Annotated in this window: 30 protein-coding genes; 9 read left to right on the top strand and 21 right to left on the bottom strand. The window is 70.8% G+C overall.

Features of this window, described 5'->3' with window-relative positions:
• From VMS22_17385 to folD, 5 genes are all read right to left on the bottom strand, one after another.
• A partial coding sequence (locus VMS22_17385) for an aminomethyl-transferring glycine dehydrogenase subunit GcvPB (GenBank protein ID HXJ35807.1) occupies positions 1-543 on the bottom strand: 543 nt, incomplete at its 3' end.
• Positions 544-640: 97 nt separating this feature from the next.
• Complete coding sequence (gene gcvPA, locus VMS22_17380; GenBank protein HXJ35806.1) at positions 641-2,017, bottom strand: aminomethyl-transferring glycine dehydrogenase subunit GcvPA; 1,377 nt, start codon at positions 2,015-2,017, stop codon at positions 641-643.
• Positions 2,014-2,403, bottom strand: coding sequence for a glycine cleavage system protein GcvH (gene gcvH, locus VMS22_17375; GenBank protein HXJ35805.1), 390 nt, complete (start codon positions 2,401-2,403; stop codon positions 2,014-2,016). Before gcvH ends, gcvPA begins: the two co-directional genes overlap by 4 nt.
• Positions 2,404-2,413: 10 nt before the next feature.
• Positions 2,414-3,502, bottom strand: coding sequence for a glycine cleavage system aminomethyltransferase GcvT (gcvT, locus tag VMS22_17370; protein ID HXJ35804.1), 1,089 nt, complete (start codon positions 3,500-3,502; stop codon positions 2,414-2,416).
• Positions 3,502-4,362 (bottom strand): bifunctional methylenetetrahydrofolate dehydrogenase/methenyltetrahydrofolate cyclohydrolase FolD, encoded by an 861-nt coding sequence (gene folD, locus VMS22_17365; GenBank protein ID HXJ35803.1) that lies wholly within the window; start codon positions 4,360-4,362, stop codon positions 3,502-3,504. Before folD ends, gcvT begins: the two co-directional genes overlap by 1 nt.
• Positions 4,363-4,538: 176 nt before the next feature.
• Between folD and VMS22_17360 the strand changes: the two genes are divergently transcribed.
• Positions 4,539-5,063, top strand: a complete 525-nt coding sequence (locus VMS22_17360) for a hypothetical protein (GenBank protein ID HXJ35802.1) — start codon at positions 4,539-4,541, stop codon at positions 5,061-5,063.
• Here the strand turns inward: VMS22_17360 and VMS22_17355 are convergent.
• From VMS22_17355 to VMS22_17310, 10 genes are all read right to left on the bottom strand, one after another.
• On the bottom strand, positions 5,057-5,740 hold the full coding sequence (locus tag VMS22_17355) for a methyltransferase domain-containing protein (protein ID HXJ35801.1): 684 nt from the start codon (positions 5,738-5,740) through the stop codon (positions 5,057-5,059). The two genes, VMS22_17360 and VMS22_17355, sit on opposite strands and share 7 nt — an antisense overlap.
• 82 nt (positions 5,741-5,822) lie before the next feature.
• The gene (locus VMS22_17350) at positions 5,823-6,014 is read right to left on the bottom strand and encodes a helix-turn-helix domain-containing protein (GenBank protein HXJ35800.1); all 192 of its coding nucleotides are present in this window, start codon (positions 6,012-6,014) and stop codon (positions 5,823-5,825) included.
• 108 nt (positions 6,015-6,122) lie between these two features.
• On the bottom strand, positions 6,123-7,064 hold the full coding sequence (gene secF / locus VMS22_17345; protein ID HXJ35799.1) for a protein translocase subunit SecF: 942 nt from the start codon (positions 7,062-7,064) through the stop codon (positions 6,123-6,125).
• Between the two features lie 35 nt (positions 7,065-7,099).
• The gene (secD, locus tag VMS22_17340) at positions 7,100-8,659 is read right to left on the bottom strand and encodes a protein translocase subunit SecD (protein ID HXJ35798.1); all 1,560 of its coding nucleotides are present in this window, start codon (positions 8,657-8,659) and stop codon (positions 7,100-7,102) included.
• Positions 8,659-9,000, bottom strand: a complete 342-nt coding sequence (gene yajC, locus VMS22_17335; GenBank protein ID HXJ35797.1) for a preprotein translocase subunit YajC — start codon at positions 8,998-9,000, stop codon at positions 8,659-8,661. The genes secD and yajC overlap by 1 nt, the downstream gene beginning before the upstream one ends.
• Before the next feature lies 1 nt (position 9,001).
• Positions 9,002-10,108, bottom strand: a complete 1,107-nt coding sequence (gene tgt / locus VMS22_17330; protein HXJ35796.1) for a tRNA guanosine(34) transglycosylase Tgt — start codon at positions 10,106-10,108, stop codon at positions 9,002-9,004.
• Between the two features lie 5 nt (positions 10,109-10,113).
• Positions 10,114-11,139, bottom strand: a complete 1,026-nt coding sequence (gene queA / locus VMS22_17325) for a tRNA preQ1(34) S-adenosylmethionine ribosyltransferase-isomerase QueA (protein HXJ35795.1) — start codon at positions 11,137-11,139, stop codon at positions 10,114-10,116.
• A 3-nt stretch (positions 11,140-11,142) separates the two neighbouring features.
• Positions 11,143-11,907, bottom strand: a complete 765-nt coding sequence (locus tag VMS22_17320) for a slipin family protein (protein HXJ35794.1) — start codon at positions 11,905-11,907, stop codon at positions 11,143-11,145.
• Between the two features lie 13 nt (positions 11,908-11,920).
• Positions 11,921-13,207 (bottom strand): nodulation protein NfeD, encoded by a 1,287-nt coding sequence (locus VMS22_17315; GenBank protein HXJ35793.1) that lies wholly within the window; start codon positions 13,205-13,207, stop codon positions 11,921-11,923.
• A complete protein-coding gene (locus VMS22_17310; GenBank protein HXJ35792.1) occupies positions 13,204-13,962 on the bottom strand; it encodes a uracil-DNA glycosylase in 759 nt (252 codons plus the stop codon). Before VMS22_17310 ends, VMS22_17315 begins: the two co-directional genes overlap by 4 nt.
• 26 nt (positions 13,963-13,988) lie before the next feature.
• On the opposite strand from VMS22_17310, the gene VMS22_17305 reads away from it, so the two are divergent.
• Entirely contained in the window at positions 13,989-14,849 is an 861-nt protein-coding gene (locus tag VMS22_17305) for a zinc dependent phospholipase C family protein (GenBank protein HXJ35791.1), read from the top strand.
• Here VMS22_17305 and coaBC read toward each other — a convergent pair.
• The 5 genes from coaBC to VMS22_17280 form a co-directional block, all read right to left on the bottom strand.
• Entirely contained in the window at positions 14,779-16,074 is a 1,296-nt protein-coding gene (gene coaBC / locus VMS22_17300; GenBank protein HXJ35790.1) for a bifunctional phosphopantothenoylcysteine decarboxylase/phosphopantothenate--cysteine ligase CoaBC, read from the bottom strand. The two genes, VMS22_17305 and coaBC, sit on opposite strands and share 71 nt — an antisense overlap.
• Positions 16,067-17,089 (bottom strand): lysylphosphatidylglycerol synthase transmembrane domain-containing protein, encoded by a 1,023-nt coding sequence (locus VMS22_17295; GenBank protein ID HXJ35789.1) that lies wholly within the window; start codon positions 17,087-17,089, stop codon positions 16,067-16,069. Before VMS22_17295 ends, coaBC begins: the two co-directional genes overlap by 8 nt.
• 66 nt (positions 17,090-17,155) lie before the next feature.
• Complete coding sequence (locus tag VMS22_17290; protein ID HXJ35788.1) at positions 17,156-17,491, bottom strand: YfhL family 4Fe-4S dicluster ferredoxin; 336 nt, start codon at positions 17,489-17,491, stop codon at positions 17,156-17,158.
• A 60-nt stretch (positions 17,492-17,551) separates the two neighbouring features.
• On the bottom strand, positions 17,552-18,634 hold the full coding sequence (locus VMS22_17285; protein ID HXJ35787.1) for an Mrp/NBP35 family ATP-binding protein: 1,083 nt from the start codon (positions 18,632-18,634) through the stop codon (positions 17,552-17,554).
• Positions 18,635-18,682: 48 nt separating this feature from the next.
• Complete coding sequence (locus VMS22_17280) at positions 18,683-19,102, bottom strand: nuclear transport factor 2 family protein (GenBank protein ID HXJ35786.1); 420 nt, start codon at positions 19,100-19,102, stop codon at positions 18,683-18,685.
• A 36-nt stretch (positions 19,103-19,138) separates the two neighbouring features.
• On the opposite strand from VMS22_17280, the gene VMS22_17275 reads away from it, so the two are divergent.
• The 7 genes from VMS22_17275 to VMS22_17245 all read left to right on the top strand — a co-directional run bounded on the left by VMS22_17275 (position 19,139) and on the right by VMS22_17245 (position 26,071).
• Positions 19,139-20,590: an AMP-binding protein gene (locus tag VMS22_17275; protein HXJ35785.1), complete on the top strand. Its 1,452-nt coding sequence runs from the start codon at positions 19,139-19,141 to the stop codon at positions 20,588-20,590.
• Positions 20,591-20,631: 41 nt separating this feature from the next.
• Positions 20,632-21,627: a polyprenyl synthetase family protein gene (locus VMS22_17270; protein HXJ35784.1), complete on the top strand. Its 996-nt coding sequence runs from the start codon at positions 20,632-20,634 to the stop codon at positions 21,625-21,627.
• Between the two features lie 48 nt (positions 21,628-21,675).
• Positions 21,676-22,665 carry a GTP 3',8-cyclase MoaA gene (gene moaA, locus VMS22_17265; protein HXJ35783.1) on the top strand — a complete coding sequence of 330 codons (990 nt, stop codon included), beginning with the start codon at positions 21,676-21,678 and terminating at the stop codon, positions 22,663-22,665.
• Positions 22,662-23,357 (top strand): hypothetical protein, encoded by a 696-nt coding sequence (locus tag VMS22_17260; GenBank protein HXJ35782.1) that lies wholly within the window; start codon positions 22,662-22,664, stop codon positions 23,355-23,357. The genes moaA and VMS22_17260 overlap by 4 nt, the downstream gene beginning before the upstream one ends.
• A 67-nt stretch (positions 23,358-23,424) precedes the next feature.
• On the top strand, positions 23,425-23,658 hold the full coding sequence (locus VMS22_17255; protein ID HXJ35781.1) for a hypothetical protein: 234 nt from the start codon (positions 23,425-23,427) through the stop codon (positions 23,656-23,658).
• Positions 23,659-23,660: 2 nt separating this feature from the next.
• Positions 23,661-24,854, top strand: coding sequence for a CoA transferase (locus tag VMS22_17250; protein ID HXJ35780.1), 1,194 nt, complete (start codon positions 23,661-23,663; stop codon positions 24,852-24,854).
• Positions 24,851-26,071, top strand: a complete 1,221-nt coding sequence (locus VMS22_17245; protein HXJ35779.1) for a CoA transferase — start codon at positions 24,851-24,853, stop codon at positions 26,069-26,071. The genes VMS22_17250 and VMS22_17245 overlap by 4 nt, the downstream gene beginning before the upstream one ends.
• A 100-nt stretch (positions 26,072-26,171) precedes the next feature.
• Here VMS22_17245 and VMS22_17240 read toward each other — a convergent pair whose 3' ends face one another.
• On the bottom strand, positions 26,172-26,864 hold the full coding sequence (locus VMS22_17240; protein HXJ35778.1) for a TerC family protein: 693 nt from the start codon (positions 26,862-26,864) through the stop codon (positions 26,172-26,174).
• Positions 26,865-26,873: the final 9 nt, after the last annotated feature.

The following is a 26,873-nucleotide window of genomic DNA, read 5'->3' as shown; positions in this document are numbered from 1 at the left end:
CACCATGAGTGCAGCGACGCCGTCGTTCATGACCTTGTCGACGGCGGCCGGCTCGAGCAGCCCACGCCGCCCGACCGGGACCTCGACCACGTCGTAGCCGCAGAGCGCGGAGCTGGCCGGATTCGTCCCGTGTGCGCTGGTGGGAATCAACACGCGACCGCGCGGCCCGCCGTGATCGGCGTGGTACGCTCGCACGAGCAGCATGCCGAGCAGCTCGCCCTGGGCACCGGCGGCGGGCTGCAGCGAGACGGCGTCGAGGCCGCTCACGACCGCCAGCGCCCGCTCGAGCTGCCACACCACCTCGAGCGCACCCTGCGCGGCCGCCTCGGGCACGAGCGGATGGAGCGCCGCGAACCCCGGCAGCCGGACCATCGCCTCGTTCACGACCGGGTTGTACTTCATGGTGCACGAGCCGAGCGGGTACATGGTCGTCGCGGCGCTGTAGTTCCACTGCGAGAGGCGGAGGAAATGCCGCAGCACGTCCAGCTCGCCCACCTCGGGCAACCCCGCGAGGTCGTCTTCGCGCCGCAGCTCCGCCGGCAACGATGCGACCGGGTCCGCTATGGGCGCCGATGCGGACCATCCGGAACGCCCGTGCGACCCACGTTCGAAGATCAACGGCTCGGGCAACAGCATCGGCTCAGCCCGCCTGCGCCCGCGCTGCGGGCCCCGCCGGCGTCAACGTCCGCACGAGTCGCTCGACGGCCGGATCGTCGTGGACCTCGGTGACGCACACGAGAAGCGTGTCCATGTACTCGGGCAGCCAGCGTGCGAGCGGATACCCGGGTACGATGCCGTCGCGCGCGACGATCTGCTCCCACGCTCGCGCAGCCCCGGGCGCCCGGACCACGAACTCGTTGAAGAAGGGAGCCGATCCGACGCGCGGCACCCCGACCGCCTCGAGGCGTGCCGCCACCGCGTGTGCACGCCGGTAGTTGGTCTCCGCCAGCCGGCGCAGGCCGTCGCGTCCCAGCATGGACAGGTAGACCGTCACGGCCAGCGCACACAGCCCCTGGTTCGTGCAGATGTTCGATGTCGCGCGCTGCCGGCGGATGTGCTGCTCGCGGGTCGCGAGGGTGAGCACGTACCCGCGCCGCCCCTGCGCGTCGACGGTCTCCCCGACGATGCGACCGGGCATCGCGCGCACGTGGGCGTCGCGGGTCGCGAACAGGCCGACGCCGGGTCCGCCGTACGACACCGGAAGCCCGAAGCTCTGGCCCTCGGCGACGGCGATGTCGACGCCGCACCCGCCCGGCGAGCGGACGTACGCGAGCGCGAGCGGCTCCGGCGTAGCCGTGATCGCAAGCCCGCCGGCCGCGTGCACCGCCGTGGCGGCGGCAGCCACGTTCTCGACGACGCCGAGAACGTTCGGGTACCCGAGCACGACGCACATCGTGTCCGGACCAATCAGCCCCGCGAGCGCCGCCATGTCGGTGCGACCATCGGCGTCGAGCGGGACCTCGCGCAGACGGACGTCGGCGAGCCCCTGGACGTAGGTCGCGAGCGTCTCGCGGTAGTGCGGATGGACGCCGCGGGACACGAGCACCGTCGATCGTCCGGGAACGAGCCGCCGCGCCATCAGCACGGCTTCGGCCGTGGCCGAGGCGCCGTCGTACATGCTGGCGTTGGCGACATCGAGCCCCAGGATCAGGGCCGCGAACGTCTGGAACTCGAAGATCGACTGCAGCGTCCCCTGGCTCACCTCGGGTTGGTACGGCGTGTAGGCGGTTGCGAACTCCGAGCGCAGCAGGATCTGGTTCACCACGCCCGGCGCGAGGTGCGGATACGCGCCGGCGCCGACGAACGTGGCCCCTTCCGTGACCACCTCGTTCTTCGCCGCGAGGTCGCCCAGCGCACGACGCAGGTCCGGCTCGGTCAGTCCCGGGGCCAACCCGATGCGCGCGCGCTCCCGCAGGTGTGCCGGCACGTGGGCGACGAGGTCGTCGATCGATCCGACGCCGATCGCGGACAGCATCGCCGCGACGTCACCGGGCGTGTGGGGCGTGTATGCGCTCATGCGTGATCGGTCTCGACGTGGGCCTTGTACGCGGCCACGTCGAGGAGCGAGGTCGATTGCCCGGGGTTGTCGATCGCGATCTTGATCATCCACCCCGCCCCGTAGGGGTCCTGGTTCACCAGCTCGGGACGCGCGCGCAGCTCCTCGTTCACGGCGACGACCTTGCCGGCCACGGGCGCGAAGAGATCCGAGACCGTCTTGTTCGACTCCACGACGCCGAACGTCTGTCCCTGCGTCAGCGTCGCACCGACCGCCGGCAGCTCCACGAACACGACGTCACCCAGCGCGTCCTGCGCGAAGTCCGTGATGCCGATCGTGCCCTCGGCTCCGTCGACCCGGATCCATTCGTGATCCTTCGTGTAGCGTAGATCGTCCGGTGTCTTCATGGTCGCTCCTCTACCGCCGCCGTCGATAGAACGGCCGCTCTACCACACGGGCGGGGACACGTCGCCCTCGGATGTCGACAGCGAGCGCCGTCCCCGGCGCCTCGAATCCACGCTCGACGTAGGCGAGCCCGATGCACGTCCCTAGGGTCGGCGACTTCGTGCCGCTGGTCACCTGCCCCACCCGGCGCTCGCCGCTCCACACCTCGAAGCCGTGGCGCGGGATGCCCGCCTCCGCGAGCTCGATGCCGACGAGCCGGCGCGGGATGCCGCGCTCCCGCTGCGCGCGAAGGGCGGCGCGGCCGATGAAGTCTCCCTTGTCGAGCTTCACGACCCATGCGAGGCCCGCCTCGAGCGGCGTCGTCGTGCGGTCCATGTCGGTGCCACAGAGCGCGAGCGCGGCTTCGAGGCGCAGCGTGTCGCGCGCGGCGAGTCCACACGGCATGCCACCCACCTCCTCGGCGCCCTTCACGACCGCCCGCCAGAGGGCGACGAGGCCCGCCGTTCCCACGAACAGCTCGAAGCCGTCCTCGCCCGTGTATCCCGTCCGCGCCACGAACGCGTCCTCGCCCGCGACGCGGCCCGTGCGGATGGTGAAGGGACGTATGCCCGGCACCTCGATCGTGGTGAGCTTCCGGAGCACCTGCTCGGCCATCGGCCCCTGAAGCGCCACGAGCCCCGTCTCGGCGCTGCGGTCGACGACCGTGACGTCGGCCGGACACGCTCGACGGATCCACTCGAGATCGATCGCCGTGTTGGCGGCATTCACGACCAGGAGCAGGCGATTCGCCGCCAGGCGGTACACGATCAGATCGTCGATCACGTGGCCGCCGTCGTCGCACAGCACCGTGTATTGCCCGTCGCCGTCGCCGAGGCGCGCAACGGCGTTCACGGTGAGGCGGTCACAGAACGCGATCGCCCCGGCGCCGCGCAGCTCGACCTCGCCCATGTGGCTCACGTCGAAGACGCCGCACCGCTCTCGCACGGCGCGATGCTCCTCTGTCGCGCCGCGATAGGACACGGGCATCTCCCAGCCCCCGAACTCGACCATGCGAGCGCCGAGCGCCCGATGCTCGTCGTAGAGGGCGGTACGCTGCGGCATCAGGCCGCGCGCGATGCTGCCGACCACTCGGCGGCGGTTATCGTGTTGACGAGCAGCATCGCGACCGTCATCGGCCCCACGCCGCCCGGCACCGGCGTGATGAAGGCCGCGCGCTCCCGCGCCGGCGCGAACTCGACGTCGCCGCAGAGCCTTCCGTCGGGGCCGCGATTCGTCCCGACGTCGATCACGATCGCGCCGGGCCGGATCCACGCGCCTTTCACGAGCCCGATCTGACCGGCCGCCGCGACCACCACGTCGGCGCGCCCGATTTCTTCGCCGAGATCCCGCGTGCGCGAGTGACACATGGTGACCGTCGCGTGCCGCTCGAGGAGGAGGAGCGCCATCGGCTTGCCGACCAGCACGCTCCGGCCGACCACGACCGCGCGCGCCCCCTTCAGCTCCGTTCGCGTCTCGTCGATGAGCCGCATGACTCCGAGCGGCGTGCACGACCGCAGCCCCGGCGCACCGGCCAGGAGCTTGCCCTGGCTCACCGGATGCAGGCCGTCGACGTCCTTCGCGGGCGGAATCGCCTCGATCACCGCCTGCGCGTCGAGCCCCTTCGGGAGCGGGAGCTGGACGAGGATGCCGTGCACGTCGGCGTTCCCGGCGAGCGACGCGACGAGCGCCAGCAGCTCGCGCTGCGTGGTCGTCGCGGGCAGCCGGTGTCCGAACGAGCGGATACCCACCTCGGTGCACGCCTTCTGCTTGTTCCCGACGTAGACCTGGGAGGCGGGATCGTCGCCGACGAGAACGGTCGCCAGCCCTGCGACGGTGCCGCGCGCGGAAAGGGCTTCGACGCGCGCCCGCACCTCCTGCCGCACCGCCGCCGCGACTGCCTTGCCGTCTATGAGCGCTCCCACCAAACCCTGCCCGCGTGGCTTTTCTACCGAAGCGGCGACGGCCGAAGCAAGGCCGTGAGGCCATTTTCGGCCTGTTTGCGACCGGCCCGAGATGTCCGCACAATCTCGGCAGTAGCAGGTTCGGAGGCCCCATCAAGGTCCAGACCGGAAGCCTGACCGCGCTCTTCCACGAGCTCGTGCAGCACGCGCTGCACGCGCAGGGAGTCGCCTCCTCGGAGACGACCGAGTTCTACCTCGTCCACCTGCTCGAGCGCTTCGCTCGCCCGGGGCGACCCGACCTCCTCGACCCGCCGCTCGCGGTCGACTACCTGCGCGCGGGCGAACTGCCGCCCGCGCAACGTTTCGACACCTTGCGCCGCGTGGCGGACACCGCGCTCTTCGTGACCGGCATCTTCATCGACTCGCTCGACCGCAGCCTCGTCGGGCCCGGCTACTACGCGTCGCTCGGACGCACCGCGTACGCCCGGCTCTCGGGCGAGATGGCGCGCGGGGGGCTCTCACAATCGTTCGTCGAGCTGGCCGACCGCTTCCTCGACTTCGTACGCGTGCTCGGCGAGATCAGCGAACTCGAGCTCTTTCGCCGGGACCAGGACGCGGTCCGGCTCTACAAGCGGTGGCTCCAGACGGGCAGCCAGCGCGAGGCCGATCTGTTGATTCGACGGGGGCTGATCCCGATGCGGCCCCCGACCCGCCGTCAGTAGGTCCGCTCGACCTCGGCGGCGCCGCGCACTTCGGCGCGAGCACGGACGGCCTTCGCGTTGCGCGCGACGACGATCGTGAACAGCGAGCGCGGCGAGGTCTTCCACTGGCGCTCGACGTGCAGCGAGCGCCGATCGAGGATGTCGCGAAGCTGGAGCGACGTCGTCCAGCCGAGCCGCCGCGTCATCGGGTCGATCACGCGCTGTACCCTGGCCACCGCGGGATTCTCGCTGCGGAAGTGGTTGATGACCGTGATGAGCCCGCCCGGCTTGCCGACGCGCTGCGCCTCCCGCATGAGGCGTCCAGCATCGGGCACCACGCTCACGACGTGGAACGCCATCACGTAGTCGAACGTGTTGTCGGCGAAGCGCAGGTCGAGCGCATCTCCCTGCTCGAGCGTGATGTGGCGCCAGCCGTTGCGATCGATCCGCTCCTGCGCGCGCTCCAGCATGTCGGGCGCGAGGTCGATGCCGACCACCTGGCAGTGCGACGGATAGGCATCGAGCGAGAGGCCCGTGCCGACGCCGATCTCCAGCACCCGCGCCCCCGGGGGAATCGCGAGTGACCGGATCACCCTGGCGATGCGCGGATAGAACACGCGCCCGAAGAACGCGTCGTAGAGGTGTGAGAACTCGTAGTAGAGCGCGCTCTCGTGCGGTTGCGTGTTTGCCAAGGCCATATGACTCCTCGTCGAGTCGAGTAGAGGCTGCGCCCGAGCGCCGGCTAGCGCCGGTCCCCGGCGCTGGGAGCGGCGGCGGACCTCATGCCGCGGTCGCACTCCAGCGTTCCCGCTTGTAGGAGACGATGTCGGGTTTACGAAAGCGCCACTGGCGGCCACGTTTGAAGGCCGGCAGGACGCTCTTGCGCGCGAGCTCGTTGACGGTGTCCGGGCTGAGATCGAGGATCTCGGCGACTTCTTTGCTGTTCAGCAGGGCCTCGTCCTTCTCCACCATGTCGCCAGGGTCCCGTAGGAATGGCGGAGGTGGTAGCAGGCCCCTCCCGAACGGTCAAGAAACTACTTTTCTCCGGAAAGTCTTCGACTTGCAACGGAAGCGCGCGCCCTACGCGGTGCGCCCGACCTTGCCCTCGAGCCAGATGACGATCGGCGCGGCCACGTAGATCGACGAGTACGTCCCGACGGTGAAGCCGACCAGCAGCGCGAACGCGAAGCTGTGGATCACCGGACCGCCCAGGAAGAAGAGCGACATCGTGACCAGGATCGCCGTGCCGCTCGTGATGATCGTTCGCGAGAGGGTCTCGTTGATCGACCGGTTGACGATCGTGACCAGGGTCTCCTTGCGCATCTTGGTGAGGTTCTCACGAATGCGGTCGGAGATGATGACGGTATCGTGCACCGAGTAGCCGACCACCGTCAGCAGCGCGCTCACGGTCGTCAGATCGAACTCCATGTTGAAGAGCGACAACAGCGCGACGGTGATGAGCACGTCGTGCAAGAGCGCGACGGCGGCCCCGATCCCGAAGCGCAGATCGAAGCGGAACCAGATGTAGATGCCCATGAGCAGCGTCGACGCCAGCACGGCGAGCGTCGCGTCGCGCCAGAGGTCCTTGCCGACCTTCGGGCCCACGGTCTCGACCCGGAGTACTTCGAAGGAGCCCTCGCCGAACTTCGCCTGCAGCCCCGCCTTCGCGTTCGCCGCCGTCGTGGTTTCGTTCTCTCCCTCGGCGGCGAGGAGCCGGATCTGGAACTCCTGGCCGGCACCGCCCACGTCCTGCACGATGAGCTCGCGAACCCCGGGCCCTTCGAGCGCCGCGCGGAGATCGGCCACCGCCGTCGCCTGCGGGAACTTCACGTGGACCAACGTCCCGCCGGCGAAGTCGATCCCGTAGTTGAGGCCCCCCCGCAGGTAGATCGACACGAGTCCGATCAAGATGATGGTCCACGAAAACATGAGCATCGGGCCCATCATGCGGACGAAGTCCACCTTCAGGTTCGATGGGATCAGCTCGACGAAATGAGGGATCGTGGTCGCCGGTTTCGCCACCGCACTTGCCTTGGTAGCCATGCTCGGCATCCCCCTCAGACGCTCACGGTCTTCAAGCGGCCGCGCGACGCGAGCCAGTCGTAGACGACGCGGGTTCCGTACACGCCGGTGGCGAGCGTCGTGAGAATCCCCACGCACAAGGTGACCGCGAATCCACGCACCGGGCCGGTCCCGAACTGGAACAGGATCAGGCCCGATCCGAAGGTGCAGACGTTCGAGTCCAGGATCGCCTGCTTCGCACGCTCGTAGCCTGCTTCGATCGCCGCACGTGGCGACTTGCCGAGGCGAAGCTCCTCCCGAACCCGCTCGAGGACCAGGACGTTGACGTCGACGGCCATACCCGTCGTCAGGACCACACCCGCGATGCCAGGCAGGGTGAGGGTGAATCCTCCCACGGCGAAGACCCCGAGCAGGAGCAGCACGTTCACGATCAACGCGGCATCGGCGATCGCGCCGCCGCCGCGGTAGTAGAACAGCATGAACACGATGACGCCCAGGGCGCCCACGATGAAGGAGAGGCTTCCCTTTCGAATCGAGTCCTTGCCGAGCGACGGGCCCACCGTGCGCTCCTCCTGGAGCTGCAACGGCGCCGGCAGCGCGCCGTTGCGCAGCACGTTCGCCAGGTCCTGGGCTTCCTTGAAGTCGAAGCGACCGCGGATGATCCCGCGCCCCTCGGTGATCGGCGTCTCGATGACCGGAGCCGACTCGACGTACCCGTCGAGCACGATCGCGAGCTGGCGCTGCACGTTGGCGCGCGTCGCGTCGCCGAAGAGCCGCGTTCCCTCCGCGTCGAGCACGAACTCGACGACCGGTCCCTCGAGCGAGCCCCCCGGCGCCACGCGCGCGTCGGTGATGACGTCGCCCGTCATGATCGGTCGTCGCTCGAGCAGGTACTTCGCCTTGCCGCCGCGCTCGTTCGGCGCTCCAGGCAGCACCTGCATCCCGGGTCCCGGCGCGTCGACGGTGCCAGCCTGGGGACCCTGCGCCACGAGCTTGAACTCGAGGACGGCGGTGCGTCCGATCAGGTCCTTTGCCCGCTGCGGATCCTGGATCCCCGGCAACTGCACGACGATCTCGTCGGTGCCCTGCGCGAGCACGGTCGGCTCCGTGACGCCGAACTGGTCGATCCGATTGCGGATCACCTGGAGCGCTTGATCGACGACGCCGGAGCGCACGCGCTCCATCTCCACGGGCGTCAGCTCGAGCGTCAGGTCCGCATCGCCGCTGCTCTCGCCGCTCACGAGGTTCGGGAAGCGGCTCTTCACGATGTCGCGTGCCTCCTGGCGCTTGTCCTTGTTCGCGAGGCGCACCACGAGCTTGCGGCCCTCGCGGTCGACGGTGAACGCGCCGACCTGCGCCGACTTCAGCTCCCGCTCGAGGTCGCGCCCGACGCGATCGATCGTGTTGTCGACCGCCTGCTCGATCCCGACCGTGTACAGGAGGTGCGTACCGCCCTGCAGATCCAGTCCGAGCCGCAAGGACTGCTTCCACGGCCACCAGGCCGGCACCGACGGGGCGAACGTGGGCGCCAGCATCACCAGCGACGCCAGCGACAAGGCCGCGAAGAGCGCGGCTCGATAGGTGACTGATCCCATCAGGACTTCTCCCGTTCCTTCTCCCGGGCCTCCGCCGACGGGGCCGTCAGCACGCGCCCGATCGAGTCGCGATCGACCTGCACCGGCACCTTGGGGGCGATCTCGATCGTCAGGACCTTCTCACCGAGCGCGGTCACCCGTCCGTGGATGCCACTCGAGAGGACGACCTGGTCGTTGCGCTTCAGTCCCGCGACCTGGGATTCCAGGTCCTTGCGGCGGCGCTGCTCGGGCCGGATCAGCAGCATGTAGAAGATGGCGCCGATCAGGACGAGCGGCGCCAGCTGCACCAGCATCGGCGGCGGCCCGGCGGGCTCGCCGCTCTGTGCCCACGCCGTTCCCACGCTAGGCCCACGCCCCCGCCGCGACCGCCGCACGTCCGGGGAACGTCCCCTCGGCGAGTGCCGCGCGGATCTCCCGCATCAGCTGGAGGTAGAAGTGGAGGTTGTGCAGGGTCGCGAGCTGCGCGGCCAGCATCTCGTGCGCGAGGTGGAGGTGGCGCAAGGCTCCCCGGCTGAACCGGCGGCAGGTGTAGCACGAGCAGTGCTCGTCGACCGGCCGTGGATCACGCGCGTGGCAAGCGTTACGGATCATCACCTTCCCGTCCCGGGTGAACAGCATACCGTTGCGCGCGTTGCGCGTCGGCAGGACACAATCGAAGAGGTCATATCCCATGCCCGCGAAGCGAAGCAAATCTCCGGGCGTTCCGGTGCCCATCAGATAGCGCGGACGATCCGCCGGGAGGAGCTTCACCGTCAGCTCGGCGACCCGCGCCGTCTCGCCCGGCGGCTCGCCCACCGACAGGCCGCCAGCCGCGTAGCCGTCGAAGTCGAGGGCGACGAGCTCGGTCGCGCTCGCCGCACGCTGCTCCGGATCGAATGCGCCCTGGACGATGCCGAAGAGCGCCATGTCCTCGCGCCGGCGCGTCGCGCGTCCCCGCGCCGCCCATGCCGTCGTCCGCCGCACCGCACGCGCCACCTCGTGCGCGCTCGCGCCCGCCGGCACGCACTCGTCGAGCGACATGGCGACATCGACGCCGAGCCGCTCCTGCACCGCGATCGCGTCTTCGGGACGCATGCGACCCGCGCGCCCGTCGACGTGGGAGCGATAGCTGACGCCGTCGTCGTCGACGCGGACCAGTCCCGCGAGGCTCATCACCTGGAAGCCGCCGCTGTCGGTGAGGATGGGCCCGTCCCAACCCATCATCCGGTGAAGGCCCCCGAGCGCTTCGACGACCTCCACACCCGGTCGCTGCGCCAGGTGATACGCGTTCGAGAGAACGATCGTCGCGCCCAGCTCGGTCAATTGCGACGGCAGGACGCCCTTCACGCTGCCGTGGGTCGCGACTGGCATGAACGCGGGCGTCTCGACCGTCCCGTGTGCGGTCACGAGCCGACCGAGGCGCGCACCACCCCGGTGGGTGTGGAGGACACTGAACGACGGCCGCGTCATGGCGGTCAGACGATCAGCATCGCGTCGCCGTAGCTGTAGAAGCGGTATCGCGCGCGCACGGCCTCCTCGTATGCCGCACGAACGCGTTCCCAGCCAGCGAGCGCCGCGACCATGGCGAGGAGCGGCGTCCGTGGGAGGTGGAAGTTCGTCAGCATCGCGCCCACGACGCGGAACTCGTGCCCTGGCTGGATGAAGAGGCCCGCCTCGCCCGCGCCCGCGAGAGCGTCCCCTCGCACCGCCGCCGACTCGAGGGCGCGCACCGTCGTCGTACCGACGGCGACCACCCGGCGCTGCTCGCGCAGGGCGCGCCCGATGGCGGACGCCGCGCTCGCCGAAATGGCGTAGCGCTCGGGTGCCATCCGATAGTCCGCCAGGTCGTCGGTGCGGATCGGCAGGAACGTGCCGGGCCCCACGTGCAGCGTGACGAAGACGTACGCCACGCCCGCCTCCTCGAGGGCGCCGAGCAGCGCCGGCGTGAAGTGCAGCCCCGCCGTCGGCGCCGCCACCGCGCCAGGGACGCGCGCGAACAGCGTCTGGTAGCGGTCGAGGTCCGCTGCCGACGGTCCCTCCGGCCGGCGGATGTACGGCGGCAGCGGCACCTCGCCGGCCGTCTCGAGCCACGCGAGCACCGGCCGGCCGACGTCGAGGCGAAGGTGCCAGCGTCCCTCGCCCAGGTCGCGGATCCATTCGCCGCCCCCGTCCGCGAAGTGGACGCGCTCGCCGACGCGCGCGGCGCCCTTGGCCAGCACGGTCCAGATGCCGCGCGACACGTCGACGGGCTCGCACACCAGCACCTCCACGCGTCCGCCCGTCGGCCGCCGCCCCCGTACGCGCGCGGGAATGACCCGCGTGTCGTTGAGCACGAGCAGATCCCCGCGCCGCAGCATGGCCGGCAAGCCCGCGATCCGGTCGTGTCGGATCGCCCCGGTCGCGCGATCGAGCACCAGGAGCCGCGCGGCGCTCCGCTCGGCCGCCGGCTCCTGCGCGATCAGCTCCGGGGGAAGCTCGTAGTCGAGATCGCCGAGGCGCATGCCTCAGGGCCGAGGCGTGCCCTTCCCCAAGAGCGGCCCGATGAGGTCGATCGGGACCGGGAACAGCGTGGTCGAATTGTTCTCGGTCGCGATCTCGGCGAGCGTCTGGAGATAGCGGAGCTGCAGCGTGATCGGCTCCTTCGCCATCACCGCGGCGGCCTCCGACAGACGCTGCGAAGCCTGGAACTCGCCTTCGGCCGCGATCACCTTGGCGCGGCGCTCCCGCTCCGCCTCGGCCTGCTTGGCCATGGCCCGGCGCATCTCCTCCGGGAGATCGATGTGCTTGATGGCGACCTGCACGACCTTGATGCCCCATGGCTCGGTGTGCTGGTCGATGATCGTCTGCAGCTTGCTGTTGATCTTCTCGCGCTCCGCGAGCAGGTCGTCCAGCTCCGCCTCGCCGCACACGCTGCGCAGCGTGGTCTGCGCGATCTGCGAGGCCGCGAACAGGTAGTTCTCGACCTCCGCCACGGCGCGATTCGGCTCGATCACGCGGAAGTAGAGCACCGCGTTCACCTTCACGGACACGTTGTCCTTGGTGATGACGTCCTGCGGCGGCACGTCCATCGTGACGGTGCGCAGGTCGACGCGGACCGCCTTCTCGAGACCGGGAATGACGACCGTGATCCCGGGGCCGCGCGGCCCGACCAGCCGGCCGAGCCGAAACACGACCAGGCGCTCGTATTCGCGCACGATCTTGAGGGCGCTCAGGACCAGCGAAGCAAGCACCAGTACCGCTACGAATCCGCCCGGCATCTCGACCTCCATTTTCAAGTCCGTCTCAGCGTGCGCGACCGGCTGCCGCCCGCACCCGCAGCCGGAGCCCGGCCACGCCCGTCACCTCGACGGGCAATCCCGCGTCGATGTCATGCTCCGCCTCCGCCGTCCAATACTCCCCGTTGACCAGCACCGTCCCGACCGGGGCCAGCCGCTCACGCGCCACGCCCACCGCCCCGATCATGCCCTCGGCGCCGAGGCGCCCCGGCTCGGCACGACGGCGGGCGATCCATGCGCCCACCAGCAGGACGAAGACCGCCAGCCCGCCGCCCGCGCCCAGGATGAGGCTGCGCGCCACCTGCACCTCGTCGCCGGCGGAGTCGAAGAGGAAGAGCGAGCCGAGGATGAGCGCGATCGCGCCGCCCACGCCGACCACGCCGAACGTGGGCAGGAACGCTTCGGCCACGAGCAGCCCCATTCCCAGCACGATCAGCGCGAGCGCGCCGTAGTTGAGCGGCAGGACCTGCATCGCCGTCATCGCAAGGAGGAGACAGATCGCGCCCGCGATGCCCGGGAAGAGCACGCCCGGGTGCGTGAACTCGATGTAGAGGCCGAGCACCCCGGCCATCATGAGGAGGTAGGCGATGTTCGGGTCGGCGAGGACGTTCAGGACGCGCTGCGAGAACCGCATCTCGTAGTCGCGCAGCTCGAGCGGCCGCAGGTGGAGGGTCTGCTTCGCGCCGCCGACGTCGACGGTGCGGCCGTCGGCGCGCGCCGCCACCTCCTCGATGTCCTTCGCGACGAAGTCCACCACCTTCAAACGCGCCGCCTCGTCGGCCGGGGCCGATACACTCTGGCGCACCGCCTTGATCGCCCACTCGACGTTGCGACCGCGCTGCCGGGCGATCGCCTCGCTGAACGACGCCGTGAAGTTCTCGATCTTCTCGCCGAGCGTGCCCTTGATGTCCTCGCCCTGGCCTCCCACCGGATGGGCCGCGCCGATGCTGGTGCCGGGCGCCATCGCGGCCACGTGCGCCGCCATGGTCACGAACACGCCCGCCGAGCCGGCGCCCGCGCCGCTCGGCGCCACGTACACGATCACCGGCAGCGGCGCCGCGAGGATGTCCTTCACGATCGCGCGCGCGGAGGTCAGCAGGCCCCCCGGCGTATCGAGCACGATGACGAGCGCCGCGGCGCCTTCGTCGTTGGCCCGCGCGATCGATTCCTGGATGAAGCCCGCGACCGCCGGGTTGATGGCGCCGTCGACCACGATCCGGCTCACGACCGCGCCGCGCGCCTCCGCGGCGAGACCGAACGCCACCGCCAGCACGACTCGCGTGAGACGCTTCATTTCGACGGCGTCGGCATCCCGAGGACCCGCATCACCTTCTGGATGTCCTCCCACACGAGCCGCTTGTCGCCCGGCGTGCGCAGCAGGTAGGCCGGATGAAACGTCGGCATGAGCATGATGCCGTGGTAGTCGAACCACCGGCCCCGCAGCTGCGTGATCGGCGTCCTCGAGCGAAGGAGGGTCTGGGCCGCGAACTTCCCGAGCGCGACGATCACCTCGGGCCCGATGCTGCGGAGCTGCCGCACCAGGAACGGCTCGCAGGCCGCCACCTCGTCGGGCTCGGGATTGCGGTTCCCGGGCGGCCGGCACTTGATGACGTTGCAGATGTAGACGTCCTCGCGGCGGATCCGCATGCCCTTGGTGATGATCTCGGTGAGGAGCTGTCCGGCGCGACCGACGAACGGCTCGCCCTGCGCGTCCTCGTCGGCGCCGGGGCCCTCGCCCACGAAGACGAGGCGGGCCTTCGGACTCCCCACGCCGAACACGAGGCGCGTGCGGTGCGGCGCCAGCTTGCAGCGCTGGCAGTCGCCCAGATCGCCACGCACTGCTTCGAGGGTCTCCTCGCCCAGCTGCGTGCCCAGGGCGATCTGCTCCGGCGCGACGCGCGTCACGGGGTCGTCGACGACCGGCGGCGCGGTCGGCACGGCCACCACCGGGGCTCCCGGCGGCACGCCCTCGACGCCGAGTGCGCGCTGGTAGTCGACGTGGGCCAGTAGCGCACGCGCGAGGTCGCTGCACTCGTCTTGTGACCCCACCGGCCGCATTGTAGAGTTTTCCCGCGATGATGCTAGCCGGCCTCGCAGCGGTCGTCGTGCTCCTGTGGCCGGGTGACGCCCACGCGTGGGGCCCCGTCACGCACCTCGTCCACGGCGCGCGCGTGCTCGGCGATCTCACTGCGCTCACGGGGCCGCTCGAAGAGCTGCTGGGCGCGCATCGTCTCGCCTATCTGTACGGTTGCGTCGCCGCGGACATCTTCCACGCCAAGAAGTACACGCGCAGCCTCTACACGCACTGTCACTGCTGGCCGGTCGGGTGGCAGATCGTCGAGAGCGCGAAGAACGAGCGCGAAGAGGCGTTCGCCTACGGCTACCTCTCGCACCTCGCCGCCGACGTGTACTCGCACAACCACTACGTCCCGGTGCAGCTCGTGCTCTCCTTCGAGGCGCGCTCCCTGCGGCACATCTACTGGGAGGCACGCTTCGACGCGGCGCAACGCCGTGATCAGTGGCGATTGATCCGCTCCGTGCTCCGCCACCGGTATACCGACCTCGATCGCCTGGTGAGTCGCGTGGTCGAGCGCACCCTGTTCTCGTTCAAGACCAACAAGCGGATCTTCAACTCGCTGATGGCGCTGCAGCAGCTCGGCCAGTGGCAGGCGATGGTGCGCGGCCTCGGCGAGCGCTCGCGCTACCCGCTACCGGGGGCCGAGGTCGAACGCTTCAACACGGTGTGCGTGAGCGCCATCCAGGACCTCCTCCTCCATGGGCAGGAGAGCGCGTGCCAGCACGCCGATCCGACCGGACATCAGGCGCTCGCGCAGGCGAGCGCGCTCCGCGCCAAGCTCCGCGCGCTCAAGGCGAAGGGCGAGGTCCCCGTCGCGATCGCCGACGAGCTGCGCGCGCTCCGGCCACCCGCCGCGTAACCGGCGCGGGCCGGCGACGGGCGGCGCCCTGGCGGCGCTGCACGAACCAGTCGAGGATCCGGGCCGCGACCTCGTCCTTCGGAAGCACGGGTAGCACCTCGTCACCGCCGGCGGCGTCGATCAGCCGCACGACGTTCGTGTCCGATCCGAAGCCGGCACCCTCCGCGGTCACGTCGTTGGCCACGACGAGGTCGAGGCGCTTCTCGCGAAGCTTGCGCCGCGCCTCCGTCACCAGGTCGTGCGTCTCGGCCGCGAACCCGACGACGACGCGGTCACGCTTGGCGGCGGCCAGGCCGGAGATGATGTCCTCGTTGCGCGCGAGCTCGAGCGCCAGGTGGCTCGACGACTTCTTCACCTTTCGCTCCGCCGGGCGCGCCGCGCGGTAGTCGGCGACCGCCGCCGCCATCACCAGGAGGGTGGCGCGCGGGAACTCGGACCGCAGGGCCGCCGCCATCTCGCGCGCGCTCTCGACCGGGATCGTCCGCACGCCGGGCGGCGGCGGAAGCGCGACCGGCCCGCTCACCAGCGTCACCTCGGCGCCCCGGCGGCGCGCGACGCGCGCGATCGCGTAGCCCATCTTGCCGCTCGAGTGGTTGGTGAGGTAGCGCACGGGATCGATCGCCTCGCGCGTCGGTCCCGCCGACACGAGCACGCGCTCGCCCGCCAGGTCCTGCGGCGTCAGCGCCGTGACGATGCCCTCGACGATGTCGGGGATCTCGGCCAGCCGGCCAGCCCCCTCGTAGCCGCAGGCGAGCGAGCCGACCGCCGGCCCGACGATGCGCACCCCGCGCCCCGCCAGCGTCGCCACGTTCTCCCGGGTCGCCGGATGCTCCCACATATGCACGTTCATCGCCGGCGCGACGAGGACGGGCGCGCGCGTCGCGAGGAGCACGGTGGTGAGGAGATCGTCCGCGATCCCGTGCGCGAGCTTCGCGATCACGTTCGCCGTCGCCGGCGCGATCACGACCACGTCGGCCGTGTCGGCGAGCCGGATGTGACCGATCTCGGACTCCTGCGTGAGGTCGAAGGTTTCGGTCGCGACGGGTCGCCCCGACAGCGTCTGGAGCGTCAGCGGCGCCACGAACTCGCGCGCGCCGCGCGTCATGACGACCGGAACGGTCGCGCCCGCCTGGCGCAGGGCCCGGACCAGCTCGCACGCCTTGTAGCACGCGATGCCGCCCGAGATCCCGACCAGCACCGTGCGTCCCTGGAGGGGCTCAGCCATGGACCGCCTCCTGCTCCGCCTTCTCGACGTCCTGCGCAAGCTGGCGCACTGAGACGTCCTGCAGTGCCAGGCTCACCGCCGCCGAACCGACGTTGACGATCATCTGGATCACCCAGGTGAGGAGCGAGTACCCGACGGCGACGTCGGCCGGCACGTGGAACAGCCCGAGGGCCGTCGTGCAGCCCAGCTGCCAGGTCCCGATGAACCCCGGCGCCTGGGGGAGCATGACGAACGCGCCGACCACCACGACCGTCGTCAACGACGCCACGACGAGCGGAACGTGGATGTCGAGGGCCAGGAACGAGAGCGTGTACGTGAGCGTGATCGCGCTCCAGAGCACGATCGAGTACACGAGCACGAGCGCGATCGAGCGCCCGTCCGCGAGACCACCCAGGCCGTGCAGCAGCCCCTCGGCGATCGACCAGATCACGTCGCGCGCGCGCGCCGGCAAGGGGCTCAGCAGGCGTCGGACCAGCGCTTCCGAACGCTCGCGATGGCGCGCCATCAACATGAGGACGGCGAACGTGAGCAGGGCGCCACCGCCGAAAACGATGGCCACCGTCCGCAGGTGCGGGTCGACGTCGTACAGAACGCCGACGGCGAGGAAGCAGCAGACGACGAGCAGCCCGTCGAAGAGCCGCTCGAGGACGATCGACGAGATCGTCGCCGGGACGCCGATTCGTACCCGCCGGGCGAGCAGCACCGGACGCACGATCTCACCCACACGCAGGGGCAGCACGCTGTTGGCCCCGAAGCCGATGAACGTCGACGTGATCGCGGGCCCGCGCGGCACGTCGCCGACCGGACGCAGCAGGACGCGCCAGCGCTCGGCGCGCAGGACGTGGCAGCCGAGGCTCACCAGGATCACGCCCAGCGACCAACCCGGGCTCGCCCCGCGTAACACGGCCTCGACGCCGGCCCAGTCGGTGCCGCGCGTCGCGAAGTAGAGACAGCCTCCCGAGACGGCGACGGCGACGATGAGTCGGATGGCGGTCTTCAGGGATCCCCCGGTCACGGCCGCGCGGCGACCGCGACGGCATTATCGCCCGGCCCGCGGCCGGACGAAAGCGGGCACGACCCTCTACTTCTTGCGGAAGCGCGACGGAAACTCGGCCGCGAACTCCTGGTCGGGGTGGATGACCTTGGCCTTCGCGATCAGCTGCTCCTCGGTCTCCACGTCCTGCGGGTTCGGCACGCAGCAGTCGACCGGGCACACGGCGGCACACTGCTCCTGATCGAAGAAGCCCACGCACTCGGTGCACTTCTCCGGCACGATGAAGTAGATGTCCTGGGTGAGTGCCGGCTTGGACTGGCCGTCGTACTCGAAGTTCGCCCCACCCTCGTAGATGGCGGTGTTCGGGCACTCGGGCTCACAGGCGCCGCAGTTGATGCACTCCTCGGTGATCATCGTGGACATGGCCCGTCGACCCTACCGTGCGTCCGATCATGTGACAACCTCGCGGCGGCTCGCAGATCGTCACTCGGCTTCGACGCCGAGGGGCGTGGTGGCGGCGGCACGATCCGCCTCCTCCACGACCCGTGCGGCCAGCGCACGGAAGGCATCGCTCACCGGATGGCGCGGCTCGGCGACGACGATCGGCGTTCCGGCATCGCCGCCGACGCGCACCGCGGGCGCGAGCGGGATCCGTCCGAGCAGCGGCACGCCGAAGGCGTCCGCCAGGCGTTGCCCGCCCCCTTCGCCGAAGATCGGATCGTCGGTGCCGCACGACGCGCACACGTAACCCGCCATGTTCTCGACCACGCCGAGCACCGGCGTCGCGACCTGCGCGAACATCGCGATCCCGCGGCCCACGTCGAGGAGCGCCACGTCCTGCGGCGTGGTCACGATGACCGCGCCGGTGACCGGCACCTGCTGCACCAGCGTCAGCACGGCGTCGCCCGTTCCCGGCGGCAGATCGATGACGAGAAAGTCGAGCCGTCCCCAGTCGACGTCCTTCAGGAACTGCCGGATGATCCCCATGACGATCGGGCCACGCCAGATGACGGGAGACTGCTCGTCGAGGAAGAAACCCATCGACATGAGCTTGAGCCCGTAGCGCTCGACGGGCGCGATGCGCTTCTCCTGAGAGACCGTGGGCCGCGCGGTCGTCCCGAGCATGATCGGGAGGCTCGGCCCGTACACGTCGGCGTCGGCGATCCCGACCGCGTGCCCGCGCTCGGCGAGCGCCAGGGCGAGGTTCATCGCGACCGTCGACTTGCCGACGCCGCCCTTGGTCGACGACACGGCGATCACGTGCCGCACGCCGGGAATCGCGCTGCGACCCTTGAACGGATCCCGGCCGCGGCCCGCGTCCGCCGACGCCACGTGGACCTGCACGCGCTCGACACCCGGCTCGCGTCGCAGCGCCGTGTCGATGCCCACACGCAGGGCCGCCAGGGTCTCGGGCTTGTCGGTGCCCGGCCGCAGATGCACGTGGACGCTCGGTCCGTCGACACGGATCTCCGACACCATGCCGAGCGTGACGATGTCGCGCCGAAAGCCTGGGAACAGGACCGCCTTCAGGGCGTCGCGTAGACGTTCGGGGCTCGGCGCCACCATCGACCGGTTGGTGTAGCGACGGCGCCCGCCGAAGGCAACGCGACGGTGTCAGGCCAGGACGGCCAGGTTCATCACGACGCGCTCCGACGTGAGCCTACCGGCCGCGTCGAAGCGATAGAATGCGACGTACGGCATCTCGACGTCGCGCCCGGTCGGCGCGAACCCCTGGAACTCGCCGACGTGCTTCCCGCACATGCGTCCTTCGATCACGATCTCGTCGGCCGTCACGTGCTCGGCGTCCGGCACGACGCGCAGCCCCTCGAACGCGCCCGCCGCCGGCGAGAGACCGAAATACGCGTGCGCCTGCCGGATGCTCTCGGGATCGTGGAACGACGTCCGGTTGTAGAGCATCTCCGCGTCGCCCGAGAACGTCGCCATGATGCAGTCGAGGTCGTGCCGGTTCTCGACGCTCATGTGGGCGTGGACGAGCCGGTGCCGGCGCTCGCGCTCGGCGTCGTCGATCGACATGACGGCACCGCTAGCATCGTGCGATAGGTGACTCCAATGACCATCACCGACGTGCTGCTCGCGCGCGCGCCGTCCGACCCGGCGGTCGTCGACGAGGCGAGCGGCGCCGTGCTGGACGGCGCGGCTCTGCGCGCGCGTGTCGCCGGTCGGACCGCCCAGCTCCGCGCCGCCGGCGTCGTTGCCGGCGATCGGGTCGCCATCCTGATGCCGAACTCCGTCGCCATGGTCGAAGCGCTCCTCGCCACCGCCTGCGCCGGCGCGGCCGCCGTTCCGGTGAACCTGCGGTGGACCGCGACCGAGGTGACGCATCTCTTCCGTGATGCGACGCCGCGCGTGCTCGTCTCGACCACCGACGCGTTGCGGGCGATCGCGGGCCTCGACGAGCATCCTTCCCTGGTCGACGTCGCCGCCCCACCGCCCACCGCCACCCTTCCGCCCCCTCCGGCCAGGCGCGACCCCGCGCTCATCCTCTATACGTCGGGGACGACCGGGAAGCCGAAGGGCGCCGTCATGACGCACGCGAACCTGGTCTCGAACGCGCGCCGCATCGCAGCCTGGCTCGACGTGGGTCCGGCGGATCGCGTCCTCACCGTCATGCCGCTCTTCCACGCCAACGCGATCGTGATCGGCACGCTCGTCCCGCTGGTCGCGGGCGGCGCCACCATCGTCGCGGAGCGATTTCGGCCATCGACCTTCTGGTCTTCGGTTTCCCGCCACCGCCCGACCACCGTCGGCACCGTGCCGACCATGCTCTCGATGCTCCTCGGCGCGGCGGCGCCCGCCGCCGAGGACCGCGCGAGCCTCCGCTTCATCCTCACCGGCTCGGCGCCCGTTCCCACCGACGTCCTGCTCGGGTTCGAGGCGCGCTTCGGCATCGAGGTGATCGAGGGCTACGGGATGACCGAATGCACGTGCCGGGCGACGTTCAACCCGACGGGTGGCCGCCGGCGGCCCGGCTCGTGCGGCCTCGCGCTCGAAGAGCTGCGCATCGTCGACGAGCACGACCGCGACGTGCCGCGGGGCGACGTGGGCGAGATCGTGATGCGCGGCCCGCACGTGATGCAGGGCTACTGGAACAACCCGGACGCCACCGCCCACGCGCTCCGCGGCGGCTGGCTCCATTCGGGCGACCTCGCGCGCCAGGACGCCGACGGCTTCGTCTACATCGCCGGACGCGCGAGCGACATGATCATCCGTGGCGGCGAGAACGTCTACCCGCGCGAGATCGAGGAGGTGCTGCACTCCCACCCCGACGTCGCCGAGGCGGCGGTGATCGGCCTGCCCGACGCGCTCTACGGCGAGGTCGTCGGCGCCTTCGTCGCCCCGCATCCCGATCGCGCGATCGACGAGGCCGCCCTGTACGACTGGTGCGCCGGGCGTCTCGCCGACTACAAGCGTCCGGTGCGGATCACGGTGCTGCCCGAGCTGCCGAAGGGACCGACGGGCAAGATCCTGAAGGCACCCCTTCGCAGACGCGTCGATCCTTGACTTTGGCAGCTGCTTTTCGTTGAGTCGCGCCTGGTCCCGTCGTGAACCCCGTCGCGCACGCTGACTCGAGCCCGCTCCCGAGCGTTCCCCAGCCGGTGCTCGACGACCTCGCGCGCGTCGAGACCCGGCTCGCCGAGGAATTGCAGTCGCGCGAGCCGCGTCTCACCGAAATCACCGCGCACCTCGTCGACGCCGGTGGCAAGCGCGTGCGCCCGATGGTCGTCTCGCTGGTGGCCCACGCCGCGTCCGGCGGCACGCTCGCGCGGCGCGACGACGTGATCGAAGCCGCGGTGGCGCTCGAGCTCATCCACTCGGCCACGCTGCTGCACGACGACATCATCGACGGCGGCGAGACGCGGCGGGGCAAGCCGTCGGCGCTCGCCGTGTTCGGCCTCGGCGACACGCTCGTCGCCGGCGATTTCCTCTTCTGCCGCGCCTTCGCGCTCTGCGCACGCTTCGAAGCCAGCGTCATCCGCTGGGCGGCCGAGGCGTGCGTCGCGCTCACCGAGGGCGAGATCCTGCAGGCGCGCTTCCGTCGGAACCCGGCCGTCACGGTGGACGACTACCTGGAGATCATCGACCGCAAGACGGCCTCGCTCTTCGCGACCGGCGCCCGCACGGCAGCGCATCTCGCGGGCGCCCCGGCGAGCGTCGTCGCGGCGATGCAGGCGTGCGGCACGCAGGTGGGGCGCGCCTTCCAGATGCAGGACGACCTGCTCGACGTGGAGGGATCGACCGCACGCACCGGGAAGCCGCGCGGTCTGGATCTGCGCGACGGCAATCCCTCGCTGCCGATCGTCCTGGCCCTGGCGCACGACGCGGAGGTCCGGCGCATCTTCGGGCTCCCGCAGCCGACCCCCGCCGACATCGAGGCCGGGCTCGCCCGCATCCGGCGCTCCGGCGTCTGCCGCAGCGTAGCCGATCGGGCCCGCGACGCCCTCGGCGATGCCCTGGGTGCGGTCACCGCTCTCCCGCCCTCCGACTATCGGACGGCGCTCGAAGGGCTCGCCCACGGCCTCGGCGACCGCACGACCTGATCCCCGCGCAAATTGACATCACTTGCCCGGGTCCTGAAGATGCGCCCGATGCCCCGGGACGCCTTTGGCCGGGAGATCGACTACCTTCGCATCTCCCTCACGGACCACTGCAACCTGCGGTGCGTCTACTGCATGCCGACGACGGGCCTCACGTTCCTGCCGTCCGAGCAGCTCCTCACGGCGGCCGAGATCGAGCTCGTGGCCCGGGCCGCCGCGGCGGCCGGGTTCCGGAAGATCCGGCTGACCGGCGGCGAGCCGACCCTCCGCGCCGATCTGGTGGAGATCGTCGAGCGCCTCGCCGCCGTCCCCGGCCTGCGCGACCTCGCGCTCACGACCAACGGGGTGCTGCTCCCCCGCCTGGCAGCGCCGCTGCGTCGCGCCGGCCTGCGGCGCGTGAACGTCCACATCGACAGCCTCGATGCGGCGCGCGTCGCGCGCGTCATGCGCTGGGGCACGCTGGCGGACGTCTGGGCCGGAGTCGAAGCCGCCGAGGCCGCGGGCTTCTCCCCCATCAAGCTGAACGCCGTCATCGTGCGCGGCTACAACGAGGACGACGTCGTACCGCTCGCGGCGCTGACGCTCGACCGCCCGTGGCACGTCCGGTTCGTCGAGACCATGCCGCTCGGCGCGAGCGAGCCGGCGCGGACGGCGCGCGACGGCCTGGTACCGAACCGCGAGAATCGCTCCCGCATCGAGGAAGTGCTGGGTGCCCTGCAGCCGCTCGAGGCGCACGACCCGTCCGACGAATCGCGCAACTACGTGGCGCCGCGGGCGCGAGGCGTGATCGGATTCATCAGCCCGGTGACCGAGCCGTACTGCGGCACCTGCAACCGCATGCGCCTCACCGCCGATGGGCGCTTCCACCTCTGCCTCCTCAACGACGACGAGCTGGACGTGCGGGGCGCGATCCGCTCGGGCGGCGGCACGGACGCCGTGGCCGCGATCCTCCTGCGTGCGGTGCAGCACAAGCCGACCGGACATCACCTCGACGTCGGCCACACCACGTCCGAGCGCCAGATGTTCCAGATCGGGGGATGAGCGACTTGCCGACCACCATCGAGGGCCTCGCGGAGGCCGCTGCGATTCTCGGCAAGGCCGTCCTCGGTCCCGCCGATCTGACGAAGGCGCTCGGCTACGATCCGCTGCCGCTCCTCTCGGCCGACGAGCACCGCGCCGTCGCACGGGTGCCGTTCGGCAAGCCGGAGCTGGAGCGCGCGCGTGCCGACGGCGAGGTGCTCGTGCTGCGCGTGCCGCGCGATCCCGACGGCCCGCTCACGATGCTCGCCCTGGGACGGCGCCTGCACGGCGGGCTCGATCCGAAGGTCCACAAGGGTGTCGGGTACTCACTGCGCGACGAATGGACGATCGACACGCAGCCCTTCGCCACCACCGACTCCTGCGCCGCCGGTTGGTATCTCGTCCGGCGCGAGCCCCTCCCCGCCACCCGCAACCGGGGATACCGCGCCCAGGACGACGCGCTCGCCGCGCTCGGCCTCGCCACGAAGGGTCGCCCGCACCGGCGGAGCGCGGTCGAGATCGCCTTCGACACGCTCGTCTGGCACCGCGCGCGCGGCGAGCGCCTGCTCGCAACGGCCTGGGACTGGTCGCGCAGCCCGAGCAACGACCAGGGGTTCGCGGCCCTCGGCGAGTTCGGCGAGCAGGGGCTCGGCGTCATCGCCTACTCCCGCGCCGTCCGCTTCGGGACGCTCGGAGTCTGCCCACAGCGCTGACCACCGGGTGCGATTGCGACCGAGTCGACGGGTCTGGTAGGACACGCGCCCGGTGTACTTCGTCACCATGAAGCGTGCCGGCTACTGCCTCTTCTCGGTGTCGCCGAGCGAGCGGTTCGGGGTCGGCCTCCTCGACGACCAGCAGCGGGTGCACGTGCTCGAGCGCGACGGCGCCGACTACGTGGTGCGCAAGGAGTGGCCGGTCGCCCAGGTGTCGCACACCGACATCATGCTGCGGCTCGGCGGCGCGCAAGAGCCTGCGTCGGTGGCCGACTTCATTCGCCTGGCGCAGGGGAGCTAGGGGTGGCCCGCGCGCTCGAGGGCATTCGGGTGCTCGAGGTCGGGCATCTGGTCGGCGCCGCCTACGCGACCAAGCTCTTCGCCGACCTCGGCGCCGACGTCGTGAAGATCGAGCCGCCGCGCACGGGCGACGCCGCGCGCCGCCGCGGCCCGTATCCCGGCGGCGTCGCGCACCCCGACAAGAGCGGCCTCTTCCTCTATCTCAACGCCAACAAGCGCGGCATCACGCTCGACCTCACGACGGCCGGTGGGCGGCGCGCATTCGACCACCTGGTCGCCGACGCCGACGTGCTCGTCCACAACGTCCACCCGACCGAGATGGCGCAGCACGGGCTCGACTACGATCGCCTCGCGGCCCTGAACCCCCGCCTCGTCATGACGTCGATCGCGCCGTTCGGGTTGACGGGGCCGCACGCGCGCTACCGCGCGACCGACCTCGTGCTCTGGAGCGCCGGCGGCGTCGCCACGCTGAACGGCGATCCCGCCCACCCCGAGCTGCCGCCGCTGCGTGCCTTCGGCGAGCAGGCGGGCTTCCAGGCCGGCGTCCATGCCGCGATCCCGTCGCTCGCCGCGCTGTTCGCGCGGCTCACCACCGGCCGCGGCGATCACGTCGAGGTCTCGACGCAGGAAGCGCTCGCCTCGATCCTCGAGCTCACCTTCGAGTTCTGGCCGTACTGCGGCCTCATCGCGTCGCGCCTCGGCGCCAAGCCCATCCAGCCGCTCTGCTTCATGGAGTGCCGCGACGGTTGGATCTTCATCTGCTGCGTCGAGGAGCACCAGTGGCGCAACTTCGTGGAGATCATGGGCAACCCCGAGTGGGCGGAGATGGAGCTGTTCGAGAACCGTCTCGCCCGCGGTGCGAACTTCGACGCCCTGCAGGCGCTGCTCCAGGAGTGGTGCGCCGAGCAGTCGGTGTACGACCTCTACGAGAAAGCGCAGCGCAAGCGCGTTCCCTTCGCGCCCGTCTCGACCATGGGCGATCTGCTCGCCTCCGGGCACCTCCGGGCGCGCGGCTTCTTCGCCACCATCGACCATCCCGTCGCCGGCCCGGTCACGATGCCCGGCGCGCCCTTCAAGATGGGCGCGACGCCGTGGGAGCTGCGGCGTCCTGCGCCGACGCTGGGGCAGCATACGCGCGAGGTGCTGGCGCCGCTCGGCATCGACGTCGACGCCCTCGTGCGCGAGGGGGCCGCGTGAGCGCCCGCCGCGCGCCGCTGGCCGGCATCCGCGTCGCCGACTTCACGTGGGTGTGGGCAGGTCCGCACTGCACGCTGCAGCTCGCCCACCTGGGCGCCGAGGTCATCCGGGTCGAGACGTCGACGCGCATCTGCGTGACGCGCATGTTGCCACCCTTCGCGGACTTCCAGATGGGGCCCAACCGGAGCGGCTACTTCAACCAGTACAACCAGGGCAAGAAGAGCGTCGCCCTCGACATGAAGCGGCCCGAGGCGCTCGAGGTCGCCAAGCGCCTGTGCGCCGCGAGCGACGTGGTGGTCGAGAACTTCGCGGCCGGCGTGATGGACCGCATGGGACTCGGGTACGACGTGCTGCGAAAGGTCCGCCCGGACGTGATCATGATCGCGCTCTCCGGCTACGGCGCCACCGGACCCGATCACGACAAGGTCTCGTACGGACCGGCGCAGGTGCCGTTGTCGGGCATGTCGTCGCTGACCGGGTATCGCGGGTACCCGCCGATGCACGTCGGTATCTCGTACGGCGATCCGACCGGCGGCGTGCACGGCGCGTTCGCCGTGCTGGCCGCCCTGCTGCATCGCGCGCGTACGGGCGAAGGCCAGTACATCGATCTCTCGCAGTGGGAGACGTCGATCGCGGTGCTCGGCGAGGGCGTGCTCGCCCAGGCGATGAACGGCGCCGCGCCAGCGCGCGACGGCAACCGCGACCCACACATGGCGCCGCACGGGATTTTCCAGGCCGAGGGCGAGGACCGCTGGGTCGCGGTCGCGATCGAGGACGACGCCGCCTGGCAACGCTTCGCGACCCTCATCGGCCGCCCCGAGATCGCCACCGATCCCCGCTTCGCCACGCTCGCCGCGCGCAAGACGCACGAGCACGACGTCGAGGCGATCGTCGCGGAATGGACCGCCCAGCGCACGCCCGAGGCCGTCACCGAGGCGCTGCAGACGGTCGGGATTCCCGCCTTCATGTCGGCCCGCAACAACGACCTCGCCGACGACCCGCATCTCCGCGAGCGTGGCTACTTCGTCGAGCACGAGCACCCGGAGGTCGGCCGGCGCATCCATGCCGGCATCCCCTGGCGCATGACGACCAACCAGAGCGCCGTCCGTGCCGCCGCGCCCTGCCTCGGCGCCGATACCGATCAGGTCCTGCGCGACGTCTGCGCGTACGACGACGCGGCCATCGCCCGCCTGCGCGCCGCCGGCGTCCTCACCTAGGAGGCCGACCCGAGATACATCGCCGCTGCACGTACGCTTCCACCGCCCCGCCTCCGCCCTGCTCGCTCCCCTACATCAGAGCGAGTCTTGGGTCCGCCTCCTAGCTTCGCGCGGCGCGCGCGTGGGCGCGCGCGAACCACCACCCGAGGGCGGTGAGCCCGAGGCCGAGGGCGAGCGGGACGGGATAGTGCAGCACGGACACCAGCTCGCCGAGCCGCTCGGCCACCAGGCGATCGCGCAGGATCATCTCCCCCGCGACGTAGCCGAGGATTCCGCCGCCCAGCCACACGATCCACGGGAACCGCGCCATCATTTGCGCGAGCACGCCGCTCCCCCACACGACGAGCGGCAGCGAGAGGCCGATCCCGAAGATGACCAGCAGCATGTCGCCGTGCGCCGCCGCCGCGACGCCGAGCACGTTGTCGAGGCTCATCACGGCGTCGGCGATGACGATGATCCAGACGGCCTCCCAGAGCGACGACCCGGCCTTCACCTCCTCGCCCCCACCTTCGTGGTGCTGCACGAGGCGCCACGCGACCCACAGAAGCAGGAGTCCGCCGGCGAGCTGCACGAAGGGCACGGCGAGGACCGCCGAGATGATGGCGATGAAGAAGAGACGCAGGCCGAGGGCCCCGACGGTGCCCCAGACCCTGCCGAGCAGCTGCTGCCGCTTCGGCAGCTTGCGGACGGCGAGCGCGATCACGAGCGCGTTGTCACCCGCGAGCGTCAGGTCGAGCAGCGTGATCGCCAGGGCTCGGGCCCAGAACTCGGGGTGCAGTACTTCCGCGTCCACGCCGCTAGC

Source organism: Candidatus Eisenbacteria bacterium (genome assembly GCA_035577985.1).
GTDB lineage: Bacteria > Desulfobacterota > Binatia > DP-6 > DP-6 > DATJZY01.
The sequence above is the reverse complement of the archived record's forward strand: the minus strand, read 5'-3'. Positions and strand labels throughout refer to the sequence as shown.